The organism is Pseudomonas sp. (genome assembly GCF_041601375.1).
Lineage (GTDB): Bacteria > Pseudomonadota > Gammaproteobacteria > Pseudomonadales > Pseudomonadaceae > Aquipseudomonas.
Genome location: NZ_JBFIIG010000005.1, coordinates 42257 through 59645, shown reverse-complemented (window position 1 = coordinate 59645; position 17389 = coordinate 42257). Strand labels below are relative to the sequence as shown.

16 protein-coding genes are annotated in these 17389 nt (G+C 64.7%); 6 read left to right on the top strand and 10 right to left on the bottom strand.

The window, feature by feature from the left end; genetic code table 11:
- The coding region (locus tag ABZE94_RS01780; protein ID WP_372873817.1) for a hypothetical protein at positions 1-222 on the top strand (222 nt) is incomplete at its 5' end.
- A gap of 147 nt (positions 223-369) precedes the next feature.
- Here the strand turns inward: ABZE94_RS01780 and ABZE94_RS01775 are convergent.
- Complete coding sequence (locus ABZE94_RS01775; protein ID WP_372873816.1) at positions 370-1296, bottom strand: LysR substrate-binding domain-containing protein; 927 nt, start codon at positions 1294-1296, stop codon at positions 370-372.
- 138 nt (positions 1297-1434) lie between these two features.
- Between ABZE94_RS01775 and ABZE94_RS01770 the strand changes: the two genes are divergently transcribed.
- Positions 1435-2820, top strand: coding sequence for a NorM family multidrug efflux MATE transporter (locus ABZE94_RS01770; RefSeq protein ID WP_372873815.1), 1386 nt, complete (start codon positions 1435-1437; stop codon positions 2818-2820).
- A 102-nt stretch (positions 2821-2922) separates the two neighbouring features.
- Here the strand turns inward: ABZE94_RS01770 and ABZE94_RS01765 are convergent, their stop codons facing one another.
- Entirely contained in the window at positions 2923-4596 is a 1674-nt protein-coding gene (locus ABZE94_RS01765) for a putative bifunctional diguanylate cyclase/phosphodiesterase (protein WP_372873814.1), read from the bottom strand.
- 267 nt (positions 4597-4863) lie between these two features.
- Between ABZE94_RS01765 and rep the strand changes: the two genes are divergently transcribed.
- Complete coding sequence (gene rep, locus ABZE94_RS01760; protein WP_372873813.1) at positions 4864-6873, top strand: DNA helicase Rep; 2010 nt, start codon at positions 4864-4866, stop codon at positions 6871-6873.
- Between the two features lie 143 nt (positions 6874-7016).
- The gene (locus ABZE94_RS01755; RefSeq protein ID WP_372873812.1) at positions 7017-7589 is read left to right on the top strand and encodes a xanthine phosphoribosyltransferase; all 573 of its coding nucleotides are present in this window, start codon (positions 7017-7019) and stop codon (positions 7587-7589) included.
- On the opposite strand, the gene ABZE94_RS01750 is transcribed toward ABZE94_RS01755, so the two are convergent.
- The 6 genes from ABZE94_RS01750 to dadA form a co-directional block, all read right to left on the bottom strand.
- The gene (locus tag ABZE94_RS01750) at positions 7573-9720 is read right to left on the bottom strand and encodes an acetyl-CoA hydrolase/transferase C-terminal domain-containing protein (RefSeq protein WP_372873811.1); all 2148 of its coding nucleotides are present in this window, start codon (positions 9718-9720) and stop codon (positions 7573-7575) included. The two genes, ABZE94_RS01755 and ABZE94_RS01750, sit on opposite strands and share 17 nt — an antisense overlap.
- A 162-nt stretch (positions 9721-9882) precedes the next feature.
- Entirely contained in the window at positions 9883-10305 is a 423-nt protein-coding gene (locus ABZE94_RS01745; protein ID WP_372873810.1) for a cytochrome c5 family protein, read from the bottom strand.
- A gap of 127 nt (positions 10306-10432) precedes the next feature.
- Positions 10433-10981 carry a cupin domain-containing protein gene (locus ABZE94_RS01740; protein ID WP_372873809.1) on the bottom strand — a complete coding sequence of 183 codons (549 nt, stop codon included), beginning with the start codon at positions 10979-10981 and terminating at the stop codon, positions 10433-10435.
- A 102-nt stretch (positions 10982-11083) separates the two neighbouring features.
- Positions 11084-12172 (bottom strand): alanine racemase, encoded by a 1089-nt coding sequence (gene alr / locus ABZE94_RS01735; protein WP_372873808.1) that lies wholly within the window; start codon positions 12170-12172, stop codon positions 11084-11086.
- Between the two features lie 309 nt (positions 12173-12481).
- Positions 12482-12832 (bottom strand): RidA family protein, encoded by a 351-nt coding sequence (locus ABZE94_RS01730; RefSeq protein ID WP_372873807.1) that lies wholly within the window; start codon positions 12830-12832, stop codon positions 12482-12484.
- Positions 12807-14105 carry a D-amino acid dehydrogenase gene (gene dadA, locus ABZE94_RS01725; RefSeq protein ID WP_372873806.1) on the bottom strand — a complete coding sequence of 433 codons (1299 nt, stop codon included), beginning with the start codon at positions 14103-14105 and terminating at the stop codon, positions 12807-12809. The genes ABZE94_RS01730 and dadA overlap by 26 nt, the downstream gene beginning before the upstream one ends.
- A gap of 155 nt (positions 14106-14260) precedes the next feature.
- On the opposite strand from dadA, the gene ABZE94_RS01720 reads away from it, so the two are divergent.
- Positions 14261-14749 carry an Lrp/AsnC ligand binding domain-containing protein gene (locus ABZE94_RS01720; RefSeq protein WP_079203848.1) on the top strand — a complete coding sequence of 163 codons (489 nt, stop codon included), beginning with the start codon at positions 14261-14263 and terminating at the stop codon, positions 14747-14749.
- A 59-nt stretch (positions 14750-14808) separates the two neighbouring features.
- Here ABZE94_RS01720 and ABZE94_RS01715 read toward each other — a convergent pair whose 3' ends face one another.
- Positions 14809-15162: a YkgJ family cysteine cluster protein gene (locus ABZE94_RS01715; RefSeq protein ID WP_372873805.1), complete on the bottom strand. Its 354-nt coding sequence runs from the start codon at positions 15160-15162 to the stop codon at positions 14809-14811.
- 174 nt (positions 15163-15336) lie between these two features.
- Here ABZE94_RS01715 and ABZE94_RS01710 point away from each other — a divergent pair, with 174 nt between their 5' ends.
- Complete coding sequence (locus ABZE94_RS01710) at positions 15337-16650, top strand: NAD(P)/FAD-dependent oxidoreductase (RefSeq protein WP_372873804.1); 1314 nt, start codon at positions 15337-15339, stop codon at positions 16648-16650.
- Between the two features lie 346 nt (positions 16651-16996).
- Here the strand turns inward: ABZE94_RS01710 and ABZE94_RS01705 are convergent, their stop codons facing one another.
- Entirely contained in the window at positions 16997-17224 is a 228-nt protein-coding gene (locus tag ABZE94_RS01705; RefSeq protein ID WP_372873803.1) for a DUF1127 domain-containing protein, read from the bottom strand.
- Positions 17225-17389 lie beyond the last annotated feature (165 nt).

The window sequence follows — 17389 nt, the reverse complement described above, 5'->3', positions numbered from 1 at the left end:
GGCTTTAGCCGCGAATTCTTCGTGGCACAGCAAAGCTTCGCGGCTGAAGCCGCTCCTACAGGTACCCACAAGCCGACAGACACGATTGCCCCCCGTTTGCTGCGCGACAGCGCGGCGTCTGGACGACGGGGGATCTCTTATCAAACAACCCGTATGTCATTGGTTATATGGGTGCTGATGTTTTCTGTAGGAACGCCGCCCGGACCGCCTGATCTGGGGTAATCCACAATCCGTAGGGTGCACTCGCCGCAGGCAGTGCACCATGGGTGCATCCTCTCGGCACAAAAGCTGGCGGGTTGTCGCTGCGCTCCGAAGCCGCCCTACAAAGGGAACGCCGCCCAACCGGGGCATCGCCCGTTCAATAGCGCCTCAAGCGACCCGCCGCACCTGCGGCAACTGCATCGCCGCCACTTCGCCGACCAGGTAGTCGCGCAAGCGTAGATAGCGCTCCTGGCCGCGCCGCGCCTTGGGCCAGACCAGGTAGTAGCTGCAGCCGCTGGGCACCGCGCAGGGCCAAGGCAGGCCGAGGCGGCCCTGGGCGACGTCTTCGGCGACCAGCACCAGATCGCCAATCGACACGCCGTAACCGCGGGCGGCGGCGACCATGCCCAGCTCCAGGGTGTCGAACACCTGACCGCCCTTGAGCGGCACCTGTTCGGCCAGGCCCATGGCCTGTAGCCACTGGCGCCAGTCGCGCCGGTCCGGGGTCGGGTGCACCAGTTCCGCGCCCTGCAGCCTGGCCAGATCCCAGGGCCCGCCCTGGGCCGCGTCGGGCGCGCAGACCGGGATCAGCCATTCGGCGAACAGCAGCGTGCTGCCCCACTCATCCGGAAACTCGCCGTTGCCCAGCAACACCGCGCAATCGAACGGCTCTCGCTGAAAATCCACCTTGTCCACGTCCATCCAGGCGCTGGTCAGTTGCACCTCGATGTCGGCGTTCTGCAGACGAAAGCGCGACAACCTAGCCAATAGCCAACGCATGGTCAGGGTCGAGGGCGCCTTCAGGCGCAGCACCGCATCGTCCGCACGCAGGGAGGTGCAGGCGCGCTCCAGGGCATCGAAGCCGTCGCGCAAACCCGGCAGCAGCAGGCGCGCCGGTTCGGTCAGTTGCAGGTTGCGGCCCTGGCGCTCGAACAGGCGGCAGGCGAAGTGCTGCTCCAGGGTGCGTACGTGGTGGCTCACCGCGCTCTGGCTGATCGCCAGTTCGTCGGCCGCGCGGGTGAAGGAGCCGTGCCGGGCGGCAGCCTCGAACGCGCGCAAGGCATACAACGGCGCCAGACGGCGATTCTTACTCATGAACTGTACTCATGAGTTGTACTCATGCCAGGCATCGCTTTTTTCCCTTTGTGGCGGTCAATCGATCTCCCGAGAATGGCCACATTCTCTGCTTGCCGACAAATCTCTGGCAAGCCTTATTACTGAGCCCTACTCATCATGACGCAACCCATTCGAAGCGAGCTGCGGGCGATTCTGCGCCTGGCCGGCCCACTGATCGCCGCGCAACTGGCGCATGTGCTGATGGTCTTTACCGACACCGTAATGATGGGCCTGCTCGGTCCCGCAGCCCTGGCCGGCGGCGGCCTGGGGGCGGCCAGCTATTCCTTCGTGTCGATCTTCTGCGTCGGGGTGATCGCCGCGGTCGGCAACCTGGTCGCCATTCGTCACGGCGCCGGGGATGCCGCGGGGGTTACCCGCCTGACCCAGAACGGCCTGTGGCTGGGCTGGGGCCTGGCTTTGCTGGCCGGCCTGGGCTTGTGGAACCTGCAGCCGACGTTGCTGCAATTCGGCCAGCTGCCGGCGAACGTCGCCGGGGCCACGCAGTTTCTCGCCACGTTGATCTTCGCCCTGCCCGGCTATATGACCTTCATGGCGCTGCGCGGCTTTACCAGCGCTATCGGCCGCCCCGGCCCGGTGATGACCATCAGCATCGGCGGCGCGCTGGCCAACGGGGTGCTCAACTACGCATTGATCGAGGGCTGGTTCGGCCTGCCGCACCTGGGGCTGGCCGGCATCGGCCTGGTCACCGCGCTGGTGATGAATGTCATGGCGCTGCTGCTGGCCTGGCACGTGCTGCGTCATAGCGCCTATACCGGCTACCCGCTGGGGCGCGGCCTGCTGCGTCCGGACTGGCGCGAGCTGAAGGAGCTGCTGCGCCTGGGCCTGCCGATTGGCGGCACCTACGCGGTGGAGGCTGGCCTGTTCGCCTTCGCCGCGCTGTGCATGGGTGCCCTGGGCAGCGTCGAGCTGGCCGCGCATCAGATCGCGATCATGTCGGTGTACGTGGCCTTTATGGTGCCGGTGGGTATTTCCTACTCGGTGACCTTCCGCATCGGCCAGCACTTCGGCGCCGGCCGCTTGCTCGACGCACAACGCGCCGGGCGTCTGGGTATCGGCCTCGGCGCCAGCTGCATGCTGGGTTTCGCCGCGCTGTTCTGGCTGGCGCCACAGTGGGTGGTGGGCCTGTTTCTCGACCGCCTCGACCCGGCCTACGCCGAGGTGACGACCCTGGCCATTGCCCTGCTGGCGATTGCCGCCTGGTTCGAGTTCTTCGACGGCATCCAGACCATCGCCATGGGTGCGATACGCGGCCTCAAGGACGCCCGGACCACCTTCTTCGTCGGCCTCGGCTGCTACTGGCTGATCGGCGCGCCACTGGCCTGGACCCTGGCCTTCGCGCTGGGTTGGGGGGCGCAAGGGGTGTGGTGGGGCCTGGCCAGCGGCCTGGCGTGCGCGGCCATCGGCCTGACCCTGGGCTTCGAATGGAAGTGCACGCGCCTGCTGTGCCCGTCGCAGCTGGAAGGAGAGGCCTGCCTCTCGTAGGGTGCGCTGCGCGCACCGGAGCGTTTCGCACCAAGGCTGGAACTGGTGCGCGCAGCGCACCCTACGCAGCGGCGCCCGGCGGCGAGTCCGGCACAGGCGAGTTCAGGGCTTGAGCAAGCCGAGCAGCGGCTGACGCATGCCGAACACCAGGAAGCGCGCCAGCTCGTTCAGCGGGATCGCCTTGCTGATCAGGTAACCCTGCACCTGGTCGCAGCCGAACTCGCGCAGCAGGGCCAGTTGCTCGGCGTTTTCCACCCCTTCGCCGACCACCTGCAGATTGAGGTTGTGGGCCAGATTGATCATCGCCCGTACCAACTGACGGTTCTCCGGACGCTGGTCCATGTCGCCGACAAAGCTCTTGTCGATTTTCAACAGGGCAATCGGCAGGCTGCTGAGGTGGACGAAGGAGGAGAAACCCGTGCCGAAGTCGTCCAGGGAAAAGCGCACGCCCAGGCGCCCGAGCGCCAGCATGGTCTGCTGCACCTGGTCGCTGCGGCGCATCACGGCGGTCTCGGTAAGCTCGAACTCCAGCCAGCGCGCATCGACGCCACGCTCTGCGATCAAGCGGCTGAGGGTCGACAACAGCTGGCTGTCCTGGAACTGACGGAACGACAGGTTGACCGCCATGTGCAATGCCGGCAGACCGCGGCCGCGCAGCCATTGCATATCGCGCAGGGCCCGGGAGATCACCCAGTAGCCGAGCGGCACGATCAACCCGCTTTCCTCGGCCAGCGGCACGAATTCGTTCGGCGCCAGCAGACCACGCTCGCGGTGCTGCCAGCGCACCAGCGCTTCCAGGCCGACAATGCGCCCCGTCTGCAGACACAGCCGCGGCTGATAATGCAGTTCCAATTCGTCGCGCCGCAGCGCCCGCCGCAGCTCACTTTCCAGCTCGGCCTGGCTGCGCGCGCCGCGATTGATCCGTTCGTCGAAGATGTGGAAGGTGCAGCCTTGCTGGTTCTTGGCCTGCTGCATGGCGATATGCGCATGCCACATCAGCGGGTCGGCGCCCCCCTCGTCGCGGGCGTAGGCCAGGCCAATGCTGCAACCGATCAACAGGCTTTCGCCGTTGACCCAGTAGGGTTCGGCCAGGGCTTCGGTAATGCGTTCGGCCAGGCGCGCTGCACGCTGCGGATCGCTGCGCACATCGAGCAGCAGGGCAAACTCATCGCTGCCCAGGCGGGCGATCTGATCCCCGCCCTGCAACTGCGCCTTGAGCCGCGTCACCACTTGCCGGATCAGGAGGTCGCCGGCCTGATGGCCGAGGGCATCGTTGGCGTGGCGGAAGTTGTCCAGGTCGAGGTGGGCGAGCGCCAGGCCTTGCCCCTGGCATTCGGCCAGACGGGCGGCGAGCAGGGTCTGAAAACCCTGTCGATTGGCGATGCCGGTCAGCGCATCCTGCTCGCCCAGGCGCTGCAGGGTTTCCTGCAGACGGCCCTGCTCGCACACATAACGCAGACAGCGCCGCAGCACATCGACGGTCAGGCCGTCACGCACCAGCCAGTCGCAGACCCCCGCAGGCGCTTCGGCAGGCTCTTCCTCAAGCAGCAAGATGATCGGTAGCGGACAGATCCCAGCCGCGGGCCGGTGCGCCTCCGTGGTCAGCAGCAGGCCATTGATCCGGCTATCGAACAGGCTGCTGGCCGCCGCCCAAGTGGGCGCGGTAATCAGCGGGAAGACACTGCCCAAGGCGGCCAGCCGCTCGCGCAATAGCTCGAGCCACTCCGGCGTTTCAGCCAGCAGCACCAACCGCAAGGGTTCGTCGAGCGCGGACAATCAACCTCCCCAGGCCTCAAAGAGAGTCGGCGGAACACCACCAACTACGCCGAAATCGACTTCTAATCAGGCACATCCGAGTGCTACTGTCGCGCATCCTGCATTAAAGACAAAAAACTGACAAGCGGCGCCAGAGTACTGGATTACACGAAATAACCAAGCCTGGCCTACTGCCAGCACGCCCCCCATCGCACAATGGCAGAGGATTCAGGCACAAAACTCAGGGCCTGCTAAAATGCGCGCCCACTCACCCAGACGATCCATGCAATGTCCCGACTGAACCCCCGGCAGCAGGACGCCGTGAACTACGTCGGCGGCCCTCTTTTGGTGCTCGCCGGCGCAGGCTCCGGCAAGACCAGCGTGATCACGCGCAAGATAGCCCACTTGGTGCAGAACTGTGGCATCCAGGCGCGGCATATCGTCGCCATGACCTTCACCAACAAGGCCGCGCGGGAAATGAAGGAACGGGTCGGCAGCCTGCTCAAGGGCGCCGAGGGCCGCGGCCTGACCGTCTCGACCTTCCACAACCTGGGCATGAACATCATCCGCAAGGAATACGCGGCGATGGGCTACAAGCCGGGCTTCTCGATTTTCGACGAGGGCGATATCAAGGCGCTGCTCAGCGACATCATGCAGAAGGAATACGCCGGGGACGACGGCGCCGACGAGATCAAGAACTACATCGGCAACTGGAAGAACGAACTGATCCTGCCCGAGCAGGCCCTGGCCGAATCGCGCAACCCCAAGGAACAGACCGCGGCGATCGTCTACCTGCACTACCAGCGCACGCTCAAGGCGTACAACGCGGTGGATTTCGACGACCTGATCCTGATGCCGGTGAAGTTGTTCCAGGAGCACCCGGACATCCTGGAAAAATGGCAGAACCGCATCCGCTACCTGCTGGTCGACGAATACCAGGACACCAACGCCAGCCAGTACCTGCTGGTCAAGCTGCTGGTGGGCATGCGCAACCAGTTCACCGTGGTCGGCGACGACGACCAGTCGATCTACGCCTGGCGCGGCGCCCGCCCGGAAAACCTGATGCTGCTGAAGGAGGATTATCCCTCGCTGAAGGTGGTGATGCTGGAGCAGAACTACCGCTCCACCAGCCGCATCCTCAAGTGCGCCAACGTGCTGATCGCCAACAACCCCCATGCTTTCGAGAAGCAGTTGTGGAGCGAGATGGGCATGGGCGACGAGATCCGCGTGATCCGCTGCAAGAACGAAGACGCCGAGTGCGAGCGGGTGGCCCTGGAGATCCTCACCGAACACCTGCGCACCGAGCGACCCTACAGCGACTACGCCATCCTCTATCGCGGCAACTACCAGGCCAAGCTGATGGAGCTGAAGCTGCAGCACCACCAGATCCCCTATCGCCTGAGCGGCGGCACCAGCTTCTTCGCCCGCCAGGAGGTGAAGGACCTGATGAGCTACTTCCGCCTGCTGGTCAACCCGGACGACGACAACGCCTTCCTGCGGGTGATCAACGTGCCGCGCCGCGAAATCGGCTCCACCACCCTGGAAAAGCTCGGCAACTACTCCACCGAGCGCAAGATCAGCATGTACGCCGCCGCCGGCGAGATGGGCCTGGGTGAGCACCTGGATGCGCGCTTCACCGAACGCCTGGCGCGCTTTACCAGGTGGATGGACCGGGTGCGCCAGGAGTGCGCGCAGAACGACCCGATCGCGGCTATCCGCAGCATGGTCATGGACATCGACTACGAGAACTGGCTGCGGCAGAACGCCTCCAGCGACAAGGTCGCCGATGCGCGCATGGGCAACGTCTGGTTCCTGGTCGAGGCGCTGAAGAACACGCTGGAGCGCGACGAAGACGGCGAGATGACCATCGAGGATGCCATAGGCAAGCTGGTGCTGCGCGACATGCTGGAACGCCAGCAGGAGGAAGAGGAAGGCGCCGAAGGCGTGCAGATGATGACCCTGCACGCCTCCAAGGGCCTGGAATACCCCTCGGTCTATATCCTCGGCGTGGAGGAGGAGATCCTCCCGCACCGCTCCAGCATCGAGGCCGACACCGTCGAGGAAGAGCGGCGTCTGGCCTATGTCGGCATCACCCGCGCCAAGCGCAACCTGACCATGACCTTCGCCGCCAAGCGCAAGCAGTACGGCGAGATCATCGACTGTTCGCCGAGCCGCTTTCTCGACGAGCTGCCGCCCGAGGACCTGCAGTGGGAAGGCCATGATGAAGCCCCGGTGGAGGTCAAGGCCGCCCGTGGCAACGATGCCTTAGCGGCGATGCGGGCGATGCTGAAAAAATAGCCGGGAGCTATTTTTAACGTCGCGCAGCGACGGCCCGCAGGGTGGCCGCCAGGGATGGCAGGCCATAAAAAATAACCGAGTGCTTGGCGTAGCCCGGATGCAATCCGGGCTACGAGAGATCACTAAACAGCGAGGACAACCGCGTGGAAGCGCTGAAACAGAAGATTCGCCAGGACGGCATCGTGCTGTCCGAGCAGGTGCTCAAGGTCGATGCCTTTCTCAACCACCAGATCGATCCAGCCCTGATGCAACAGATCGGCCATGAATTCGCCCAACGCTTCGCCGGCCAGGGCATCAGCAAGATCGTCACCATCGAGGCCTCGGGCATCGCCCCGGCGATCATGGCCGGCCTGGAACTGGGCGTGCCGGTGATCTTCGCGCGCAAGTACCAGTCGCTGACGCTCAAGGACGACCTGTATATCTCCAAGGTGTTCTCCTTCACCAAGCAGACCGAAAGCACCATCGCCATCTCCGCCAAGCACCTGACGGCCAGCGACCATGTGCTGCTGATCGACGATTTCCTCGCCAACGGCCATGCCGCCCAGGCGCTGATCGACCTGATCCAGCAGGCCGGCGCGAGCATCGCCGGGATTGGCGTGGTGATCGAGAAATCCTTCCAGAGCGGCCGCGCCGAGCTGGACGCCCAAGGCTACCGGGTCGAGTCCCTGGCGCGTATCAGCTCCCTGAGCAATGGGTGGGTCAGCTTTCTCGATTAGCACCGGCAGTTGCGCCCAGGGCCGCCAACAGCAGGCGCCGATAGAGCTTCTCGACCAAGCGCCGCGGCTGCGCCAGGGCCATACGCTGAAGATGGGCGGCGTATGCCGCCGGTGCCGGTGTGCGGATCAGCGCCGCAGCCAGTTCCAGGGCATGGGCGACTTTCAACCGGCGCTTGAGCCAACTCAGCGCGGGCAACAGCTCGCGCTCGACCCGAGTGAAATCGCTGCCCAGGGGCAAGCTCTCGAACAGCGCCGGGTGCCGCGCTTGTACCGCCTGCAAACGCTCGGGACGGTTGTCGGCGAAGCACGCATCGAGGCGGAAATCCTTGGGCAGTTTGCCGGCCCGCTGGGCCTGCTCGATCAGCCCGGGCTGAAAGCGCGAATCGCTGATCTTGAGCAGCGCCTCGATCACCCCGGCATCGGTCTTGCCGCGCAGGTCGGCGATGCCGTACTCGGTCACCACCATATCGCGCAGGTGCCGCGGAATGGTCACATGGCCGTAGTCCCAGACCAGGTTCGAGCGGACCTTGCCGTCAGCTTCGCGCCAACTGCGCAGCAGCAGAATCGAGCGTGCCCCGAGCAGCGCATGGCCCTGGGCGACGAAGTTGTATTGCCCACCGACGCCGCTGAGCACCCGACCATCTTCCAACTGGTCGGCGACTCCGGCGCCCATCAGGGTCATGGTGAAGGCCGTGTTGATAAAGCGCGCATCGCGGCGCTGCAGGCGCTTGAGCGTTTCGTCGCCGTGCAATTCGTTGATGAAGCCGATGCCGGTCATGGCGAAGCGGGCCAGGCGCTCCGCGCTCAGCTCGCGCAGGCGCTTATAGAAGGCTTGCGGGCCGAGAAAGAAGCCGCCGTGCAGTACCACGCCGCCAAGCGCCGCGCCGAGATAAGGCTGCAAGCCGGCCTGGCTATGCGGGTCACGCAGATCGGCGCAAAGCGGCTCACCACCGGGCAGCAACAAACGCCCCTCCTCCCAGCCGATCGACTCGGCCAGCACGCCGCAGTCCTGCAACCAACGCAGCGTAGCGGCGTCGAGCTGCGGCGTCAGGCCGGCATCGAGCAGGGCCTGCACGCTGCGCGCTATGCCCTGCTCATCCAGGGCCCCGCCATTGGCCAGCTGCTGCAGGCGCGTTTCGGGATACACCGCACGGCGCAGGATGCCCGCATCGGCCAGGACCAGCAGGCCGTTGACGAACATTTCACTGCAACCGTAGAGGCCCTCGGCAAAGGGCTGCAGACCGCCATCCTGGTCGATCTCGGCGGCCCAATGGCGGGTGCAACGCAGTTCGTCCAGCGTCGCCCGGTAGGCCGCGTTATCCGCCTGCCGCGCGAGCAAGGCGGCGGTCAATGCATCGCCCATGGCGCCGATGCCGATCTGCAGGGTGCCGCCGTCGCGCACCAGCGCGCCGGCCTGCAGACCGATGCAGTGGTCCTGCAGCGTCACCGGCATGTTCGGCGTGGAAAACAGTGTGCTGCAGTCTTCTTCCAGCAGCTGCAGGTCGAAGGTGGCGCGCGGCACTTCGGCGGTGCCTGCCATGTAGGGCAATGCCCGATGCACCTGGGCCAGGCACAGAATGGTTTCGCCGGCGGCGCGGCGCCGCTCCAGCAGCGGCAGCAGATCCAGGGAGATATCCGGGTTGCAGCTGAGGCTGAAATGCTCCGGGCGCTGCGGGTCCTGGGCGACCAGGTGGGCGATCAGATTCAGGCCCTTGTCATTCAGGTCGCGGGCAACGTGGCTGTAATTGCTGCTGATGTAGTTCTGCTGGGTCGTGGTGCTGTCGAGCAGGCTGCCCGGCTGCAGGAAGAACTGCTCGACGCGCACGTTGGCCGGTAAGCGGTCACGGTGCAGGTCGGCGAGAAAATCCAGCTCCGGATAGTCGCCATACACGCGCTCGACGAAGGGCTCGAGAAAGCGCCGCGACAGCCCCGAACCGAGAGGCGGCCGGCCCAGGCACAGCGCGGTATAGATCACCAATTGGCGCTCGGGCAATTGCTTGATCCGCGCATAGAGCGCATTTACCCACTGATTGGGCTTGCCCAAGCCCAGGGGCAGGCCGAGCCGGATGGGGCCGTCGAGTTGGTCGAGGACCTGGTCGACCGCTTGCTCGATGGAACAGCGCTTGTGCATCCAATGCCCTGCAGGGTGAGTGGCTGACTCGAAATCGACGGTACGCAATGCCGCGCCGCCATCTGCATAGCAGTGTGGACCCACGGCGGCGAATGGAAACGCTAACGCGGCACGGAAAAACAAAAAAACCGCCCGAGGGCGGTTTTCTTACAGCGTCTGCGCTTAGAGGCCGGACATCTTCTCGATGGCGGCACGCAGCTCGTCATCCGAGCAGTCGCCGCAGGTGCCCTTCGGCGGCATCGAGTTGATGCCGGAAATGGCCGTAGCGAGGATACCGTCAAGGCCACCCGCCGCATCGGCACGCGCTTTCCAGGCAGCGCTATCACCAATCTTCGGCGCGCCGAGCACGCCAGCGGTATGGCACGCGCCACAGTGCTTGGCAACGATGTCATCGGCAGTACGTGCGGCACCGCCAGCGGCAACCGCCACTGCGCCGACGCCCTTGCATTCTTCACCCATGATGCAGACTTCACCCACCGGCTTCAGGCGCTCGGCGATGGCCTCATCGGTCGTGGCCTGAGCAGTCACTGCCCACAGGGCCAAGACGGCAGCCGGCGCTACCAGCATTTTCTTAATCAGATTCACGGTACACCCTCATCGTGGCTAGTCACGCCCGCGGCCACGGTTTCGCGAGCGGGCGACAGTATAACGGGAAGCCTGCCAAGCGGAAACAACCCAGATTGTCGCAGGGTTATTGGCTGCAAGCTGCCGTTTAAAAATTCGCCGGCGTGGTGGCGCTGATCAGCCGGGCCGGCTGATCGAAGGGATTGCGGAAGCGGTGCGGCTTGCTGCTCTCGAAGTAGTAACTGTCGCCCGGCTCGAGGACGAACACCTCTGCGCCGACGGTCAGTTCGATGCGACCCTCCACCAGCAAGCCGGTTTCCTCGCCCTCATGGGTGTACATCTCGTCGCCGGTATCGGAGCCGGCCGGATAGGTCTCGTCGAGCAGGGTGATGGCGCGATTCGGGTGGGTCTTGCCCACCAGCTTCATGCTGATCGCGCCACTGTGGATATCGGTGAGCTCGGCCGCGCGATACACCACCTGGGTGTAGTTGTCCGGCTCCGCGTCCTGGGAGAAGAACTCAACCAACGACATGGGAATCCCCGCCAGCACCTTTTTCAGCGAACTGATCGAGGGGCTCACGCTGTTCTTCTCGATCATCGAGATGGTGCTGTTGGTGACGCCGGCCCGCTTGGCGAGTTCACGCTGGGACAGGCCCTTGAGTTTGCGAATGGATTGCAGTCGAACACCGACGTCCAATGCTGGAGTCCCCCTCGGGAAGATACGGAAAAAGTGTCCGTATCATGGCAACAGCGTTCGGTATTTACAACACCTTGATCGCAGATTCTGCCCAGCCTCCTCTCAACCCCCGCAATAGAGCAGCGGCACCCGGCGCAGATTGCAGAACAGCTGGTAGGCAATGGTCTCGGCACGGCTCGCCACATCGCTGGCGAGGACCTGCTTGCCCCAGAGTTCGACCCGGCTGCCGAGGCCGGCTTGCGGCAGGTCGCTGAGATCGACGCAGAGCATGTCCATCGACACCCGGCCGATCAGCCGGCTGAGCTGGCCGTCGATCGCCACCGGCGTGCCGCTCGGCGCATGCCGCGGGTAGCCGTCGGCATAGCCCATGGCGACCACGCCGACCCGGGTCGGCCGCTCGGTGACGAAGCGCGCGCCATAGCCGACCGGTTCGTCGGCCGGCAGCTCGCGCACGCTGATGATCTTCGATTCCAGGGTCATGACCGGCTGCAACTGGGCCGCCACGGCCTGCGCCTGCTCGAACGGGGTGGCGCCGTAGAGCATGATGCCGGGACGCACCCAGTCACTCGGCCGCTCGCTATAGTCAAGCTGGGGCCAGCCGAGCACCGCCGGCGAATTACGCAGGCTGACCTCCGCCACCAGGCCTTGCCGCGCCTGCTCGAACACCGCCAGTTGCTCTGTGCTACGCGGACAATCCAGTTCGTCGGCACGGGCGAAGTGGCTCATCAGGACGATTTTCGCCACCTTGCCGCTGGCCAGCAGGCGCCGATAGGCCGCCTGGTAGTCGGCCGGAGGCAGGCCGACGCGGTGCATGCCCGAGTCCAGCTTGAGCCATACGGTCAGCGGCTTGCGCACGGACGAGCGCTCGATGGCTTCCAGTTGCCACAACGCATGCACCACACACCAGAGGTCATGCTGTTCGATCAGCGCCAACTCGTCGGCCTCGAAGAAGCCTTCCAGCAGCAGAATGGGTCCGCGAATGCCGGCCGCGCGCAGTTGCAGCGCCTCCTCGATGCAGGCCACGGCAAAACCATCGGCCTGCTCCTGCAGAGCCTGCGCACAGCGCACGGCGCCATGCCCGTAGGCATCGGCCTTGATCACCGCGAGCGCCCGCGCGCCGGTGACTTCGCGGGCCAGTTGATAATTGTGACGCAGGGCTTGCAGGTCGATCAGGGCACGGGCTGGACGCATGGTCTTCTCGAGTATCGGCCGTGGGCCGGGTAGACGCGTTGTTCGGCGCAATCCGGCGCACGGCCTGCGGATCGCAGATTAAAAAAGCCCGGCGGGGCAGCCGGGCAAGAGCCAACTCAAACCGGCGGCGCAGGCTTAACAGGCCATTGAAAAACGTAGGCGAGGCAGCCGAGACAAGGCAAAAACAGGCGAGGAAGCGGACTGGGCTCGCACGCGAGTTTACGAGTTGTAAATGAGCATTCCGAGCCTGTTTTTAACGCCCCTCTCTTTTATCAAGAGGGGCAACGCAGGTAGTTTTTCAACGGCCTGTTAAACGGCCGCCACCACCATCATCTCGACCAACACCTCGGGCGTATACATCGCCGCCTCGACGCAGGCGCGACCGGGCGCGGCGCCGGGTGCGACCCACGCGTCCCATACCTGATTGAGGCCGGCGTAGTCGCGGGCCATGTCCTTGAGGTAGATGGTCACCGAGAGGATGCGCGACTTGTCGCTGCTGGCCTCGGCCAGCATCAGGTCGATATTGGCCAGGGTCTCGCGGGTCTGCTGCACGATGTCGCCGCTGTAATCATCGGCCAACTGCCCGGCCAGGTAGACCGTGCCGTTGTGGATGTTGATTTCGCTGTAACGGTTTTCAGTGCGCAGGCGCTGGACTGACATGCTTGGAAAACTCCTTGGAGTTGCTGTAACGGAAGATATTCAGACCCTCGGCGCTGATCTGCGGGCGCTTCGAGGCCATCAGATCGGCGAGAAAACGACCGGAACCGCAGGCCATGGTCCAGCCCAGCGTGCCGTGACCGGTATTGAGGAACAGATTGCGCAAACCGGTGGCGCCGACGATCGGCGTGCCGTCCGGGGTGGCCGGGCGCAGGCCGGTCCAGAATTCCCCCTGCTTGAAGTCGCCTCCTTGCGGGTAGAGGTCGCCGGCGACCATCTCCAGGGTCGCGCGGCGCTTCGAATTCAGGCTCAGGTCGAAACCGGCGATCTCGGCCATGCCGCCGACCCGGATACGATTGTCGAAGCGGGTGATGGCGACCTTGTAGGTCTCATCGAGAATGGTCGAGGTCGGCGCCAGGTCGCCATTGGTAATAGCCGCGGTCAGCGAATAGCCCTTGAGCGGGTAGATAGGCGCGCGAATCCCCAGCGGTTTGAGCAGTTGCGTGCTGTAGCTGCCCAGCGCCAGCACGTAGCGATCGGCGGTTTCCAGCTTGCCGTCGATCCAGACGCCATTGACCCGGTCGCCGGCAACATCCAGGCGCTCGATGGTCTGGCCGAAGCGGAATTCGACGCCCAATTGCTTGGCCATCTCGGCCAGTTTGAGGGTGAACATCTGGCAGTCGCCGGTCTGGTCGTTGGGCAGGCGCAGGGCGCCGGCCAGCTTGTGCTTGACTCCGGCCAGGGCCGGTTCGACGCGGGCGATGCCGTCACGGTCGAGCAACTCGAAGGGCACCCCGGACTGCTTGAGCACGGCGATGTCCTTGGCCGCGTTGTCCACTTGCGCCTGGGTGCGGAACAGCTGGGTAGTGCCCAGGCGGCGGCCTTCGTAGCCGATGCCGGTCTCGGCACGCAGTTCGTCGAGGCAATCGCGGCTGTACTCGGACAGGCGCACCATGCGCTCCTTGTTCACCGCGTAACGGCTGGCGGTGCAGTTGCGCAGCATCTGCGCCATCCACAGGTACTGGTCGATATCGGCGGTGAACTTGAGCGCCAGTGGCGCGTGCTTTTGCAGCAGCCACTTGATGGCTTTCAGCGGCACGCCCGGCGCCGCCCAGGGCGAGGCATAACCCGGGGAGACCTGGCCGGCGTTGGCGCAACTGGTTTCCATGGCGGGACCGTCCTGACGGTCTACCACCACCACTTCGAAGCCCTGGCGCGCCAGGTAATACGCACTGGCCACACCCACCACACCACTACCAAGCACCAGAACCCGCATCGTCATCTCCTCGCCGCGACTATGCGCTGGCGTTTTTTATCTTGAGCGTTGATGTGCGCAGTATATGGAGCATTAGCCAGTGCTTTTCACTATATATAGGACTATATTTGGCGAGAATTCTTGGCGAAAACCGCTTCTACGGAGGGGCATCCCCCATGCGCACCCAGCACCAGAGCCGTCGCGAACTGGACAAGATCGACCGCAATATCCTGCGCTTCCTGCAGGAAGACGGACGCATCTCCTTCACCGAACTGGGCGAACGGGTCGGCCTGTCGACCACGCCCTGCACCGAGCGGGTGCGGCGCCTGGAGCGCGAAGGCATCATCATGGGCTACCACGCCCGCCTCAACCCGCAGTACCTCAAGGCCAGCCTGCTGGTGTTCGTCGAGATCAGCCTGGATTACAAGTCCGGCGACACCTTCGAGGAGTTCCGCCGCGCCGTGCTCAAGCTGCCGCATGTGCTGGAGTGCCACCTGGTCTCCGGCGATTTCGATTACCTGGTCAAGGCGCGGATCAACGAGATGGCCAGCTACCGCAAGCTGCTCGGCGACATCCTGCTCAAACTGCCGCACGTGCGCGAATCGAAGAGCTATATCGTCATGGAAGAGGTCAAGGAATCGCTGGCGCTACCCATTGCGGAGTGACGCAAGCTGCAAGCTGTTCGCGCTTGCTTGCAGCTTACGGCTTACGACTTGCCGCTGCCCTACACCAACACCTGACGGGTCGTGGCGATCAGCCGGTGCACCTGTCGCTCGACCTGCGCCTCGATCGGCGTCTCCGGCCCGCGACCATGGGGACAGGGCAGGCTCTTGCTGGTGCCGAACAGGCGACAGATCAACGGCCGCTGCTCGTAGACCTCGCAGCCCTGCGGGCCGAGGTGCACACAGTTCAGCTCGGCCAGCGCGGCGTCATGTGCGGCGTCGCTTTTCACCGGCAGGCGGGCCATCTCCTCGGACGAGGCGGTGACCGGTCCGCAGCAGTCGTGACAACCGGGCACGCAGTCGAAACGTGGAATCTGCAAGCGCAGCTGATCGATCCTGCGGCTGGTGCAACTCATCGCTAGTGTCCTGTGGAAATTCCGCGCATCTTAACCCCGCTCGCCGTCGATTGCCGGCGAATGGCCGATTATCCCGATGGAAGTCGAGTTTTTTGCCGCCCCCACTTGGCGGCGAGCAGAGCCCGCGCTTATCCTGCGTAAAAATTTCCAAACATAACAAACAGGATTTCACACATGAACGCCCGCGTTCACCAACCGGTCCACAACACCCAACACGCCGCGTCCTACTACGCCGCCAGCGTCAATCGACAACTGACCTACCCGCCGCTACACGGGGAGCTCAGCGCCGATGTGTGCATCGTCGGCGGCGGTTTTTCCGGGCTGAACACGGCCATCGAACTGGCGCAGAAAGGCTTCTCGGTGGTGCTGCTGGAGGCGCACAAGATCGGCTGGGGTGCCAGCGGGCGCAACGGTGGCCAGCTGATTCGCGGGGTCGGCCATGGCGTCGAGCAGTTCGAATCGGTGATCGGTGCCGACGGCGTGCGCGAGCTCAAGTTGATGGGCCTGGAAGCCGTGGAAATCGTCCGCCGCCGGATCGCGCAGTTCAGCATCGACTGCGACCTGACCTGGGGCTATTGCGACCTGGCCAACAAGCCCGGCCACCTCGACGCCTTCGCCGCCGAGAAGGCGGAGCTGCAGGGTCTCGGCTACCGCCATGAGCTGCGCCTGTTGCAGGCGGAGCAGATGCACGAGGTGGTGGGCTCCGACCGCTACGTCGGCGGCCTGGTCGACATGGGCTCCGGCCACCTGCACCCGCTCAACCTGGCCCTGGGCGAAGCCGCCGCGGCTCAATCATTGGGTGTGCAGCTGTTCGAGGATTCGCCGGTCAGCCGCATCGACTACGGCCCGCAGATCAGGGTGCACACCGCCCTGGGCGTGGTGCGCGCGGCTCACCTGGTGCTCGGCTGCAACGCCTACCTGGGCGGGCTGAACCCGACCCTGGGCGGCAAGGTGCTGCCGGCCGGCAGCTACGTCATCGCCACCGAGCCGCTGTCCGAGGCCCAAGCCCACGCGATCATTCCGCAGAACATGGCGCTGTGCGACCAGCGCGTGGCCCTCGACTACTACCGCCTGTCCGCCGACCGGCGCCTGCTGTTCGGTGGTGCCTGCCACTATTCGGGCCGCGATCCGGCGGACATCGCCGGCTACATGCGGCCGAAAATGCTGGCCGTGTTCCCCCATCTGCAGGAGGTGAAGATCGACTACCAGTGGGGCGGGATGATCGGCATCGGCGCCAACCGCCTGCCGCAGATCGGCCGGCTCAAGCAGCAAGCCAACGTCTACTATGCCCAGGCCTACTCCGGCCACGGCGTCAACGCCACCCACCTGGCCGGCAAGCTGCTGGCCGAGGCCATCGCCGGCCAGGCCAGCCAGGGCTTCGACCTGTTCGCCCGGGTGCCGCACATGACCTTCCCCGGCGGCAAGCACCTGCGCTCGCCGTTGCTGGCCCTGGGCATGCTCTGGCACCGCCTAAAGGAGCTGCTGTAGGCGCGGCCGATAAGTCCCTCTGGGCCGTACTGAACGCATCGCGGTCCGAGCGACGCTCCTATCGGAGCGCCGCGACAACCTGCCAGCTTTTGTACCGCGCCGGTGCCCCCCCCGGTGCACTGCCTGCGGCGAGTAACACCCTACGGATCGTGGATTGTTCCAGATCTCGGATTGCCCCAGACCGTAGGGCGGCTTCGGAGCGCAGCGACAACCCGCCAGCTTTTGTACCGCGCCGGTGCCCCCTGGTGCACTGCCTGCGGCGAGTAACACGGAGCGCGGATTGCGCGAGGCTATCGGTCGGAACAGCGGGTGTCTGGAGGCGGTCGCAGTAGGCGCTCACAACCTCTCAGGGCTTCCACAGCGTCCAGATCGGCCGCAAGGCTTCGTGGTTGGCCTCTACCCGGGTCAGGCCGATATCGCGCAACTGCGCATCGGTCAGCCTGAGCAGCGCCCGGCGGGTACCCAGCCGGCGCCAGAACAGCAGCCAGCGCGACTCACCCGCCACGGGCGCCGGACGGCTGCTCACCGGCTCATTCATCTCCACTGTCAGCCTTGCATCGCCAAGCCCGTTCATCACCTTTCTCCTGCTCGAAAGCACTCTGGGAGATCATGATGAACGCCGGACAAAAGGCATGACAGATTCAAAATTATCTTATTAACTACATACAGATGGCGCTTTGAAGCCGCTGAATCGTGGATTTATGCGGTATCTGTATTGCTTACCTTATTAACGCTCAAG